At 36.8% G+C, this 12,703-nt stretch carries 9 protein-coding genes; 7 read left to right on the top strand and 2 right to left on the bottom strand.

All coding sequences use genetic code 11. The features are described 5' to 3' along the window. Positions 1-653: 653 nt before the first annotated feature. The 3 genes from FJR11_RS15915 (at position 654) to FJR11_RS15925 (ending at position 5,033) form a co-directional block, all read left to right on the top strand. Positions 654-1,601: an NF038130 family PEP-CTERM protein gene (locus FJR11_RS15915; protein WP_168505330.1), complete on the top strand. Its 948-nt coding sequence runs from the start codon at positions 654-656 to the stop codon at positions 1,599-1,601. Between the two features lie 134 nt (positions 1,602-1,735). Next, positions 1,736-3,613 carry an excinuclease ABC subunit UvrC gene (uvrC, locus tag FJR11_RS15920; RefSeq protein ID WP_168505332.1) on the top strand — a complete coding sequence of 626 codons (1,878 nt, stop codon included), beginning with the start codon at positions 1,736-1,738 and terminating at the stop codon, positions 3,611-3,613. Positions 3,614-3,749: 136 nt separating this feature from the next. Beyond that, the gene (locus FJR11_RS15925; RefSeq protein WP_168505334.1) at positions 3,750-5,033 is read left to right on the top strand and encodes a glycosyltransferase; all 1,284 of its coding nucleotides are present in this window, start codon (positions 3,750-3,752) and stop codon (positions 5,031-5,033) included. A gap of 35 nt (positions 5,034-5,068) precedes the next feature. On the opposite strand, the gene FJR11_RS15930 is transcribed toward FJR11_RS15925, so the two are convergent. Both FJR11_RS15930 and FJR11_RS15935 read right to left on the bottom strand, forming a co-directional pair. Further along, positions 5,069-6,235, bottom strand: coding sequence for a pyridoxal phosphate-dependent aminotransferase (locus tag FJR11_RS15930; protein WP_168505336.1), 1,167 nt, complete (start codon positions 6,233-6,235; stop codon positions 5,069-5,071). A gap of 526 nt (positions 6,236-6,761) precedes the next feature. Beyond that, positions 6,762-7,610, bottom strand: a complete 849-nt coding sequence (locus FJR11_RS15935) for an Rpn family recombination-promoting nuclease/putative transposase (RefSeq protein WP_168505338.1) — start codon at positions 7,608-7,610, stop codon at positions 6,762-6,764. 822 nt (positions 7,611-8,432) lie between these two features. Here FJR11_RS15935 and FJR11_RS15940 point away from each other — a divergent pair. The 4 genes from FJR11_RS15940 to FJR11_RS15955 all read left to right on the top strand — a co-directional run bounded on the left by FJR11_RS15940 (position 8,433) and on the right by FJR11_RS15955 (position 12,691). After that, positions 8,433-9,239, top strand: a complete 807-nt coding sequence (locus FJR11_RS15940) for an ADP-ribosylglycohydrolase family protein (RefSeq protein WP_168505340.1) — start codon at positions 8,433-8,435, stop codon at positions 9,237-9,239. A 273-nt stretch (positions 9,240-9,512) separates the two neighbouring features. After that, entirely contained in the window at positions 9,513-9,878 is a 366-nt protein-coding gene (locus FJR11_RS15945; RefSeq protein ID WP_168505342.1) for a VOC family protein, read from the top strand. 68 nt (positions 9,879-9,946) lie between these two features. Beyond that, a complete protein-coding gene (ylqF, locus tag FJR11_RS15950; RefSeq protein WP_168505344.1) occupies positions 9,947-10,828 on the top strand; it encodes a ribosome biogenesis GTPase YlqF in 882 nt (293 codons plus the stop codon). A gap of 207 nt (positions 10,829-11,035) precedes the next feature. Continuing rightward, a complete protein-coding gene (locus tag FJR11_RS15955) occupies positions 11,036-12,691 on the top strand; it encodes an adenylate/guanylate cyclase domain-containing protein (RefSeq protein ID WP_168505346.1) in 1,656 nt (551 codons plus the stop codon). Positions 12,692-12,703 lie beyond the last annotated feature (12 nt).

Raw genomic sequence — 12,703 nt, forward strand, 5'->3', positions numbered from 1 at the left:
AATATTTCTACTACCTAAAGTAGAATTAATTGAGATATTTATGCTTTGGATGAATCACAAGGTACATTGATATAAAAAAGGTCTAGCCTCATAGCTAAACCCTCATAGAAAGCAGTTATTCGACACACCAGAATTAATGTAAATCTACTTTTATTTCTCTGCATCTTCCTATGGAGTGTGTTTACTTATCCATGAACATGATATGAACTCAACTATTTAAAATTAATTAAAGCTGTATTTTTTTCTTCTCGCTTTATTGCTGGTTATTTAATTATCTAATTATAATATGAATTATTACTTATTGATATAAGTAAGTAGTTACACTTAAGTAGCTAAGAAGAGTCATTGTTTAGACATTTAGTTAATATGTTTATTTTTAGTAAAGTTCTTGCAGTGTAAGCTTTTTAGGTTTTTCAAGCTATAAATATAAATGTATTTTAGGTTATTTAAAGTCTTCTTTATATTTGGATGAAGAAAATACAAAAACTTTATCTAAGTAGATGAAAATTTTCGTATACTGGGATTGTAGCTTAAACAACTAAATGTAATACTAGTAATCGTAGTGTTCCCAGACTACTAGATGACTAAATAAAAAAAGTTCAGTTCTACCGACAGTCCTAATACATCACTCAAAAACTAACAGGGGTAAAAACGTGAGTAAGAATCTTGGTAAATTATTAATCGGTGCTTCAATGGTTATTGGCATGGGTGCTTTAGCAGCTAACCCAGTACAAGCGGGAACTCTTACTGGTGCGACTATCGGTGGAACAGCAGCAAATGATTATTACGTCTATGATGTTGTTGGTAGCCAGACCACACCTGTAACCAGCAATTTGACTAATGTAAAGAAAGTTCTAGATGGTGATGCTGAAAGCCCTACTGGTAACGTTGAATTGAGAGCCAGCACTGAACAAGTTGGTTTTAATGCTACTGAATTCGCTAAAAACACCACTTTAGAAGGAAAAATTGGTGGTAAAAATATTACTCTGAGTAGCTTAACCTCTGCTGATTGGTTTGGACCTAGCTTAAATATGGCCTACGGACAAACTAACCTCGCTAATACTTGGTTTAACCAATTTTATGTTGCTGCTGGTTTAGATACTAAAGAAACTCAACTCAAAACAGCATTGGGTTTACCATTACCAAATAACACTCCTAATCTTAGCACCATAATTCGTACTAGTGTATTTAACGTTTTTACAAGTATTGGAGGTTTTCAACGCGCTAGTGACCCTAACATTGCTTATGTTAACCAAGATGACAACACGGGCTTAATTAAGATTGGGTTAGCAGGTCACTTGGACATGAAAAGCTATTATGCTCCTATTTTTGGATCTTTGACCAACTTGATTAATAATAATTTCCAAGCTAGTGAAGTAGTTAAGTATACCTACAATGGCGTAACTGACTATCTCTACAGTTTCACCGCGACAAATTCTGGTTTAACATCAACTCAGGCCAATGGTGATCACAGTGGTAATTATGAAGTTACCATAGTAGGTGTACCTAGAAAAGCACCTGAACCTTCAGCAATGTTAGGTATTTTGGGTGTTGCGGGTGTTTTTGCTGCACAACGTAAGTTGAAAAAAGCTTCTGCTTAAGACTGAAATTTCCACATTATTAATTTAGAAAGTAGGGGTAAAGCGCAATGCTTTACCCCTAAAAATTTTGTTTTCTCAGAAATGTTTCTTAAAATAGAGTTGGGGTATGTTTGTAAAATTACCTAACTTTAGCCGTGAATCTATCTTCGTCAACACTACCACTAGTTAAAAATCCCGAAAGACTGGAAAACCGTCTGGGAGAAATTCCCGCACAACCGGGGGTTTATTTGCTGCGGGATGGCAGCGATCGCTTAATATATATAGGTAAATCTCGTAAATTGCGTTCTCGTGTCCGTTCCTATTTCCGCGACTCCACCAACAAGACGGAACGCATTAATATGATGGTTAAGTTAGTGACAGAAATTGAATTTATTGTTACTGATACCGAAGCTGAAGCATTAGCACTGGAAGCCAATTTAATTAAACAGCATCAGCCCTATTTTAACGTTTTACTCAAAGATGATAAAAAATATCCTTATCTCTGCATTACTTGGTCAGATGAATATCCGCGAATTTTCATTACCCGCAAACGTCAATTAGGAAAAGCCAAAGATAAATATTACGGTCCCTATACAGATTCTGGGTTATTGCGGGAAATCGTCCATTTATGTAAAAAGATTTTTCCTTTACGACAAAGACCACAACCCCTATTTAAAGATCGTCCTTGCTTAAATTATGATATTGGTCGTTGTCCCGGAGTTTGTCAAAAATTAGTTTCCACAGTTGAATATGCAAAAATTGTCCAAAAAGTAGCAATGGTTTTTCAAGGTAGAACTCAAGAACTAATTGATATTTTAACAGCACAAATGGAAACGGCTGCCGAAGAATTAAATTTTGAAAATGCAGCAAAAATTCGTGATCAAATTTTATCTTTAAAGTCTCTCAATGCAGCCCAAAAGGTATCCTTACCTGATGATACTGTATCACGAGATGCCATTGCTTTAGCTGCTGATGACCAACACGCCTATATTCAATTATTCCAAATTCGTGCGGGTCAATTAGTTGGACGTTTGGCTTTTGTTGCTAACTCTCACCCTGAACCGGGAGCAATTTTACAACGAGTTTTAGAGGAACATTACCAAACAGCCGAAAGTGTGGAAATTCCTAGCGAGATTTTGGTACAACATGATTTACCTGATAGTGATATTTTGGCAGATATTTTGACGGAACGCAAAGGCAGAAAAGTAAATATTATTGCCCCTTTGCGACAAAGTAAAGCTGAATTAATAGAAATGGTCGAAAAAAATGCCCAATATGAATTACAGAGAATGCAAAAATTGGGAGATAGTAATTTACAAGCAACCCAAGATTTAGCGGCTATTCTCGACTTACCAGATTTACCAAAACGCATTGAAGGTTATGATATTTCTCATATTCAAGGGACTAATGCGGTAGCTTCCCAAGTTGTATTTATTGATGGTTTACCAGCAAAACAACATTACCGACATTACAAAATTAAAAATCCTGATATTAAAATTGGCCATTCAGATGATTTTGCGAGTTTAGCAGAAGTTATTAATAGACGATTTCGGAAATATATAGAAGATCCTAAATTAGCAAGATTGGGTAATTCTGACTGGCCTGATTTAATTATGATTGATGGTGGTAAAGGTCAATTATCTGCCGTTGTGGGTATTTTACAAGAAATGAATTTATTAGCAGATTTGCGAGTTGTCAGTTTAGCAAAAAAGCGGGAAGAAATATTTTTACCTGGGGAATCTAAAGCTTTAGGAACTCACGCAGAACAACCAGGAGTACAGTTATTAAGAAGATTGCGAGATGAAGCACACAGATTTGCTGTGAGTTTTCACCGTCAGCAAAGAAGTGATAAACTAAAGCGATCTCGTTTAGATGAAATTCCCGGTTTAGGACAAAATCGGCAAAAGTTACTATTATCTCATTTTCGCTCAGTTGATTATATTCGTCAAGCCACTCCTACACAATTAACTGAAGTTCCCGGAATTGGTTCACAATTAGCGCAAGATATTTATGATTATTTCCATCCTGTTTAAATATATTTTTTTCAGAAATACGAACCACAGAGGACACAGAGGACACAGAGGGAAAACAATTTCTTACTTGAATTGTATTGGTTTTTGACTTCTGCTGTATTATTAACCAAATTTGTAAATACCATAGTTTTACCAGATGAAAATTAGCCTGTGCATGATTGTGAAAAATGAAGAAACTACCTTGCCAAAGTGCTTAGGAAGTGTTAAAAATTTTGTTGATGAAATTGTAGTTCTCGATACGGGTTCAACTGATAAAACGCCTCAAATTGCTGCACAATTTGGGGCTAAGGTGCATTATTTTGCCTGGAATAATAACTTTAGTGCGGCTCGAAATGAGGCTTTAAAATATGTTACAGGTGATTGGATTTTAGTTTTAGATGCTGATGAAACTTTGACACCAGAAATTATTCCCTTACTCAAATCAGTTATTCACAAAGAAGAATATCTTGTGATTAATCTCGTGCGTCAAGAAGTCGGTTCTACACAATCACCTTATTCTCTCGTTTCTCGACTATTTCGTAATCATCCAGATATCTATTTTGATCGCCCTTATCATGCTTTAATTGATGATAGTGTGATGGCGATTTTAACTCAAGAACCAAATTGGCAAATTGGTTATTTACCAGGGGTAGCAATTCTGCATACTGGTTATCAAAAAGCTGTAATTAATGAACAGAATAAATCTGCTAAAGCCGCAGCCGCAATGGAAGAGTTTTTTGCCAATCATCCCTATGATACTTATGTTTGTAGTAAGTTGGGGGCTTTGTATATGCAAATGGGCAAAATTGATGCGGGTATGGAGTTATTAAATCGGGGATTAAATCAAATCATTGGTAATCAAGTTAATCAAGATAAAAAACCTTTGAGTAACTTAAAATGTTTGCAATCACAGAAAATTGAAGTTTCTGTTGATGAAGATATAAATTATGATATTTTATATGAATTGCATTATCATTTGGGTATTGGTTATGCAAATTTACAAGATTTACCTCTAGCTATTGCTCATTATCAAGCTGCGGTAAAATTGCCTATTTATCCTTTATTGAAATTAGGAGGATATAATAATTTAGGAAATTTACTCAAAAATATGGGAGATTTTCCGGGAGCAAAAACTGCTTATGAAACGGCTATAAAAATTGATCCTAATTTCGTGACTGGACATTATAATTTAGGGATGGTATGTAAAGTAATGGGGTTATTTGCTGAGGCTATTGATGCCTATAATAACGCCATTAATTTAAATCCTGATTATGCAGAAGCTTATCAAAATTTAGGGGTTGTACTGTTGAAAATTGGTGATGTTCCCGGTAGTTTAGAAGCTTTTGAATATGCCATTTCTCTCCATGAACTAAACAACCCTGAAGAAGCACAAAGACTTCATCAGGGTTTAAAGGAGATGGGTTTGTTGAATAGGGAATAGACAAGTAAATAATATTACCAATCACCTATTACCAATTAAATTCGAGAACGGACAAATTTCTCTAATCTATCCATTCCCTTTTCAATTGTCGCCATATCCGTAGCATAGGAAAGACGAATGTTTTTATCAGCACCGAAAGCGACACCGGGAATAAGTGCAACTTGATGTTCTGCTAATAAAGCATCACAAAATTCCAGAGATTTCAAGCCGGTTTTGCTGATATCAGGAAATAGGTAAAAAGCACCGTCTGGTTTAGCGGTACTCAAACCCGGAATAGCTTTGAGTCTTTCAAACATTACCTGACGACGTTTAGCGAAAGCTTGACGCATTTCCTCTACACAGTCTTGGGAACTTTCTAAAGCTGCGATCGCTCCATATTGAGCAAAAGTACACACATTTGATGTACTATGTCCTTGGATGGTGCTGGCTGCTTTGATAATTTCCAGGGGTCCAGCTAAATAACCCAAGCGCCAACCGGTCATGGAATAACCTTTAGCGAAACCGTTACTAATTAAGGTGCGAGCAAAGATTTCCTCACCTAAAGAACCTATGCTGATATGTTCTGCACCATCATAGAGAATTTTTTCATAAATCTCATCAGAGACAACATAGATACCTGCATCAACTATTACCTGCGCCAGAGCCTTAATTTCCCCTGGCGTGTATACCATCCCTGTGGGGTTAGAAGGGGAGTTAAGGACAAATAACTTAGTTTTTGGGGTAATAGCTTTTTTTAGCTGTTCTGGGGTGATTTTGTATCCAGTGGAAGCATCTGTTTCCACAATCACTGACTTACCACCAACTAAAGTTACCATTTCGGGATAACTTAACCAATATGGTGAGGGAATAATTACCTCATCACCTGGGTCAATCAATGCCACAATTAAATTGTAGAGAGAATGCTTACCGCCATTGGTGACAAGGACATTCTCTGCCTTATAATTAAGACCATTATCATTTTTTAGCTTGTGTGCGATCGCTTCCCGTAATTTTGGTTCTCCAGCGGCGGGGCCATACTTGGTTTTGCCTTCATCCAAAGCCTTTGCGGCTGCGGCTTTGATATGCGCTGGGGTGTCAAAATCCGGTTCACCCGCGCTAAAACTACAAACATCTATACCCTCGGCTTTCATAGCCTTAGCTTTAGCTGCGATGGCTAAGGTGATGGAGGGTGTTACCTGACTTACTCTTGCTGCCAGCTTCATTCTACTTTAATTTCGCCAATATCCTTTCTATCTAAGGATATCCCAGAATCATATCCGATATTTGCCCTTTCTAAATTCTTTTCTCACCCAGGTGAGGACAATTTAATTTACTTCAAGACTTGACAAGGCGAAAATTTTGGTTTACACTTATGTTAGGAGTGGAAATCTGTCCGTGCATATATATAGGGTTGTGGATTGTCTGAATCAGGATTTACAGGATGGTAATTTTTAGATGGTTTATTGGTGATGAAAGTTGTATTTGTCAGAATCAGGATTTACAGGATTAAAGGATTAATCAGGATGGTAATTTTTAGATAGTTTAAATTATTCAAAAATAATCATTCAAAAACATCCTGAAAAATCCCCAACTCCCCACCAAAAATCATCCAATAACATCCTGTAAATCCTCAAATCCTGTAAATCCTGATTCAGACAAAAAAAATCCCCAACCTCCACCAAAAATCATCCAACAACATCCTGTACATCCTAAAATCCTGTAAATCCTGATTTAGACAATTAAATAAACCTACTTGTCTATCTCAGATTCTAACCATGTGTCCAAATCATTAATATCTGTAAAGTCTAATAATGCTTCTCCTAGCTTTTCCAGTTGTTCTATATTCAAACTGTTGATATTTTCGATGTAAATATCTTTCAATTTTCCAAATCTTTTTGACAACTGACGTATCAACAAAATCATTTCACCATTCTGCCTACCTTCTTCTCTCCCTTCCTGCTTTGCTTCTTGATATACTCTTGTTTGCTTAATATCACTCACTAAAAACATTGCTTCTATCTCCTGACGGCTTAATTGTGAAAACTTGGACAATAAAACAGTCTCCAACAATTCTATAATACCTTGTTTTTCCCTGTCATTCTCCACTTCTGTTTTAGTTCTTGCCATGAGGGTTTTAACTAATTCCGGCGCTTGTGCTTCCTTACTGACAATCAACTCAATTAACCCCATACCAATTGAACCTGGTGGTAATTCATCTAAATAAATTCGTTTAATTCTCCCACTATTAATCAATTCCTGTTGATAAGCAGTCAATTCTCCTACATCTAAACTCCGTTTCGCAAATAACGCTACCCCCTGCCAATCTTGTACAGGTTTAAATTGATTGAGATAGATATTGATTTCAGCGATTAATTCCCAGTAAAAGTCCGGTTTTGGTTGAAATTGCACTTCTACAAAATAGATGGGTTTTTCTAGACTATCTGCCATAAAAATTCCATCAAATCGAAATGCCTTTTCTTTCACTTCCACAGATGTAAATTGATAATCTCTGGCATCTTCTATAGGTTCTCCCAGAATTTCAAATAATAGGGTATGGAAAGTGAGGAAGATTTGGTAGAATATCGTGTCTGTGTGCATTATTCCTGATATTGAAATTACTTATTCATCTGGTGATTTTAACCATGTTTCCCAGTTCTACATCTACTGTAATTGCATCTTCATTCTGAGATACAAGATAACATCTTGGTATTTTGGTTATGAGGACAAATTTTATTTTCTTATTTCCCTGCTTCTGGGATTTATTTTGGAAATTATGATGTTGATAAATAAAAACTCTATATATATGGGCGCACACTTTTCCACTCATATCATAAGCATAGCGAAAACTCGAAACACTGTCAACCCCCCTAGCTGAAATTACCAAAACTCGTTACATTATTGATAAAATTCTCAATAATAATGAGAATAAACCCTCAATAATTGAGAATGTCCTTTTTTCCCAAAATCCCATATAAATAACTTATGCCCTAATAACAAGATCCTCGACTTCTTTGATTAATCTTGTAATTTATGAATATTTAATTTAGAAGTCGGGGATCTAAATCCGTTGAGAAAAAAGCACAACCCCACTATAATATTTATGGAAAAATAATATTTTTATTACCAATGTCAACGGTGAAATGGTTGTAAAAATAGGCGATTATGGTATATCAAAAGCTTTTGATTTAGATGGTTTGAGTGGGCTTAATAACATGATGGTTAAAATATAAAAAAGAATATAATTAAAATCCTATTATCTGTGATTTTTCTGATTACTGTACTTAAACTGCTACATAACAACTACTAGACATTACTCAAAAGATAATATTTTATCAGAAAAAAGTCAACGATCGCTCACAGTTGTGCAAGACTAGAGAACAGTAATATGTTGAAAAAACTGATTTAATTTAATAATTAATTATGCTGGGTGCGATCGCTGGTGATATCATTGGCTCTATCTACAAATTTAACAATATCAAAACCAAGGATTTTCCTTTGTTTGATGAAGAATGCACTTTCACAGACGACACAGTGCTGACCATAGCCGTCGCAGAAGTCATTCTCAATGCTGATACATTTCCTGATAACACTAAGTATATTGACCAACTGCAATATACTGAAAACTTTAAATTGTACTACTCTGAATATCCCGAAGCTGGTTATGGTGATAAATTTCGAGAATGGGCAAAATCCAACAGCACCGAACCATACAACAGTTGGGGGAACGGTTCAGCCATGCGAGTTAGTCCCATAGGATCTGCCTTTGATGACCTGAATACTGTATTACAAGAAGCTCAAAGCAGTGCCGAAGTTACCCACAACCATCCGGAAGGCATTAAAGGCGCACAAGCAACCGCAGCCGCCATATTTTTGGCAAGGACAGGGCATGATAAATCCAGTATTAGACATTATGTCCAGAACTCCTTTGGTTATAACTTAAAGCCCAGCCTGAACGAAATTAGACCAACCTACGAATTCAGCAAATCTTGTCCAGATTCCGTTCCCCAAGCCATTATTGCTTTTTTAGAATCTACAGACTTTGAAGACGCAATTCGTAATGCTATATCTATTGGTGGTGATAGTGACACCATAGCTTGTATTACAGGTAGTATCGCCGAAGCTTTTTATGGTGGTGTACCTCAAGAAATTGCCGAATGGGCATTATCAAAATTAGATGAGCCACTTTGGCTTGTTATTGATAAGTTTATGTCACAGTATTATTCGTGAACTACCCTGCCGGAAGACAGACAGGGCTTGCCAATTCATCGGGAATAGCCTCCAGAACTTCCTAGTTCTAGGGTTACAAGGCCAAAGGCAAAAGGTATAAGTTTCATTGGCTTTTTTTGCGTAGGGGACGGAGAGAATTCCTACTTGCTGAGTGAGCTTATCGAAGTGTCATTTCCCTCTCGGTCTAAAGACACGCTCGTTTTCCACTGAGCGCGAGGTTTTATGAGTGCGAATTAACTCCGCTTCTATGGTAAATCTATGGTAAAAATAAATATGCAATATAATAGTGTAATCCTCACCATAGCCACATTCAATTTTGACAATATAGTTAGTTTCTATACTCAATTACTAGAACAAGAACCAAAAAAACTCATTCCTGATGTTTATGCTGAGTTTCAAATTACTAGTTTGAAATTAGGTATTTTTCAACCCAAACAAGCAAACAAACCGGAATTTGACGCTAATGCTCAAAGTCCACTCAGTTTGTGTTTAGAAGTGAATCATTTAGAAACCGCTATATTTTACTTGACATCTTTAGGTTATCCCCCACCCGGAGTAATTTCCACAGCTTCCCACGGTCAAGAAATTTACGCCTACGATCCTGACGGAAATCGTTTAATTTTACATCAATCTCATTAAGAGGGAACAGGGAACAGGGAACAAGCAAATATTATTACCACTGACAACTAACAACTAACAAACAATAAATGTCAATAACTAAAAACTACAAATTAAATCTGATTCAATGGTATCCCGGCCACATCGCCAAAGCTGAAAAAAATCTGAAAGAACAGCTAAAACGGGTAGATGTGGTTTTAGAAGTAAGAGACGCTCGCATTCCCTTAGCGACAAATCACCCACAAATGAATGAATGGGTGGGGACGAAAACACGGATATTGGTACTCAACCGAGTAGATATGATTTTGCCACAAGTGCGATCGCGCTGGATAGAGTGGTTTAAAAACCGAGGCGAAGTTCCATATTTTACCAACGCTCAACATGGTCAAGGTGTTACCGCCATTGCCAAAGCTGCCCAAGCAGCGGGCATAGAACTTAACCAACGCCGCACAGACAGGGGAATGTTACCCCGTCCTGTGCGGGCTGTCGTCATTGGTTTTCCCAATGTCGGTAAATCAGCTTTAATTAACCGTCTGATAGGCAAGCGAGTCGTAGAAAGCGCAGCCCGTCCCGGTGTTACCCGTCAACTGCGGTGGGTAAGAATTTCTGATCAGCTACAATTATTAGATGCTCCTGGTGTTATCCCTGCTAGACTAGACAGCCAAGCCGCAGCCATCAAATTAGCTATTTGCGATGATATCGGTGAAGCAGCTTATGATAATCAACTCATAGCCGCAGCATTCGTAGATATACTGAATGAACTCCAAGAAACCCATTCTCATTCATTACCACCACACCCATTACTTACACGGTATGATCTTGACTCCATCGTCCATACAGGAGAAGAATATTTACAAGCTTTAGCAGAACATCGTTATAAAGGAGATGTAGAACGGGCAGCCAGACAAATGATTACTGATTTTCGCAAAGGATTTTTAGGGAATATCTCCTTAGAATTACCAAAAATTTAACCGTTAATTTGTATCCGCATTTATCCGCGCTGTGCAGATTTTCAATATTACCATTGTTATTCCCCAGGAAAAGCGAAATTGCAAATGTCTCTTGTCTCCTTTTATATTCGCCAGGGATACGGATAATCTAGGATTTGGCATAACATAGCCTTTTTATCTATTTTGTAGCTTTGCGCCCCTAGCTTCCAGTCTGAATGTATAACACTCATGAATCAACTCACGCTTATCCTCCAACAAGAAGGAACTACCGAAACATTAGTTCCAGTAGATAAAGACATATTTACTATCGGACGGTTGCCAGAATGTAATTTATTATTACCTTTTGGAGGAATTTCCCGCAACCATGCGCGAATCGTCAAAATTGCTGAGAGTGTGTGGACTATTGAGGATCTAGGCAGTAAAAATGGTACACAAGTTAATCAATATATTATTACTAACACCCAAGAATTAGCTAATAACGATGTGATTTGTTTGGGTAATATCAAATTAGTAGTCAAATTTGTAAAATCTGAAGAAGATGAATATCAAGATGGATTTTCAACCCAAGGACATGATTATCCACAAAGAACAATTTTTCGTAATGTTGAGCAACTACAAAAGCAATGGATAGATGCTAGTGGTATTAATGGTAAAAGCAATGATAAGGACAAAACTATTGCTCGTCTGAAAGACTTAGTAGATATAGCTAAAAATCTTTGTGCTGCCACATCTATTGAGGAAATTTTCTCTCAAGTACAACAAGTTGTTTTTCGTTATCTTGATAGTATTGATAGGTTAGCACTATTAGTTCAAATTCATGATTCTGGTAATTTAGAGTTAATAAATTCAGCCACGAGAGATGTTTCTGATCAGGAAACTTTAGCCACAGATGGTAGTTGGATTAGTCGGAGTATTTGTCAGAAAGTATTTGCCGAAAAAGTTGCTGTTCAAAGTGCTGATACTCAATCTGATGAACGATTTTCTAGTGAGCAAAGTATTTTATTTAAAGGTATTCGTAGTGCCATGGCAGTGCCATTATGGGATGAACATAATGTCATTGGCGTTCTCTATGCTGATGCTAGTCTTTCTTCATATCATTGGGAAAGTGAAGGTGAAGAAGAACTGAGCTTTTTTTCGGCTTTAGCAAATCTTGTGGCTTCTAGTGTGCAACGGTGGTTATTATTAGAAAAGCTGAAAACAGAAGAAGTAATTCGTCATCGCTTAGAACGATATCACTCTCCCGCAGTTGTCCAACAATTAATATCTGTGGGTAGTTCACCCGATGGGCGTTTAGCTCCTGCGGAAAATGAAATTAGTATTTTGTTTGCAGATTTAGTAGGTTTTACGGCAATTTCGGAACGACTGACTCCTACGGAAATTGCTCAATTATTAAATAATTTATTTGAAGAAATGTTGCAAGAAGTGTTTTTATATAGTGGCACTTTAGATAAATATATTGGTGACTGTATTATGGCTTTTTTTGGCGCTCCTGAACCAGATCCAGGTCATGCAGATCGGGCAGTTGCATCGGCCAAGGGAATGCTAACTCGGTTACAACATTTAAATGCCAATAATTTTTGGCAAGAACCTTTACAACTACGCATTGCTATTAACAGCGGTAAAGCTGTTGTTGGTGATGTTGGTAGTTCTCAACGAGTAGATTATACTGCTTTGGGAGCAACAATTAATTTAGCAGCCAGAATGGAAGGAATTTGTTCTCCTGGTGAATGTGTAATTAGTGAAGTTACTTACAATATGTTGTCACAAAAATCAGATTTTTATGATATAGGCGACTATCGTTTTAAAGGAATTGATCGTTCTGTTAAGCTGTATCAAACCAAAATGTATGAACCATCAGGATTAGATGTGCTAGACCATGGGTAACAAGTGAAAAAG

The sequence above is a fragment of the Anabaena sp. UHCC 0187 genome (assembly GCF_009712035.1).
GTDB lineage: Bacteria > Cyanobacteriota > Cyanobacteriia > Cyanobacteriales > Nostocaceae > Dolichospermum.

What these genes read in the sequence shown, in the direction of transcription:
- FJR11_RS15945 (WP_168505342.1), top strand. Translation starts at nt 9,513, where the DNA reads ATGCAATATAATAGTGTAATCCTCACCATAGCCACATTCAATTTTGAC.
- FJR11_RS15925 (WP_168505334.1), top strand. Translation starts at nt 3,750, where the DNA reads ATGAAAATTAGCCTGTGCATGATTGTGAAAAATGAAGAAACTACCTTG.
- FJR11_RS15955 (WP_168505346.1), top strand. Translation starts at nt 11,036, where the DNA reads ATGAATCAACTCACGCTTATCCTCCAACAAGAAGGAACTACCGAAACA.
- FJR11_RS15935 (WP_168505338.1), bottom strand. Translation starts at nt 7,610, where the DNA reads ATGCACACAGACACGATATTCTACCAAATCTTCCTCACTTTCCATACC.
- ylqF (WP_168505344.1), top strand. Translation starts at nt 9,947, where the DNA reads ATGTCAATAACTAAAAACTACAAATTAAATCTGATTCAATGGTATCCC.
- FJR11_RS15940 (WP_168505340.1), top strand. Translation starts at nt 8,433, where the DNA reads ATGCTGGGTGCGATCGCTGGTGATATCATTGGCTCTATCTACAAATTT.
- FJR11_RS15930 (WP_168505336.1), bottom strand. Translation starts at nt 6,235, where the DNA reads ATGAAGCTGGCAGCAAGAGTAAGTCAGGTAACACCCTCCATCACCTTA.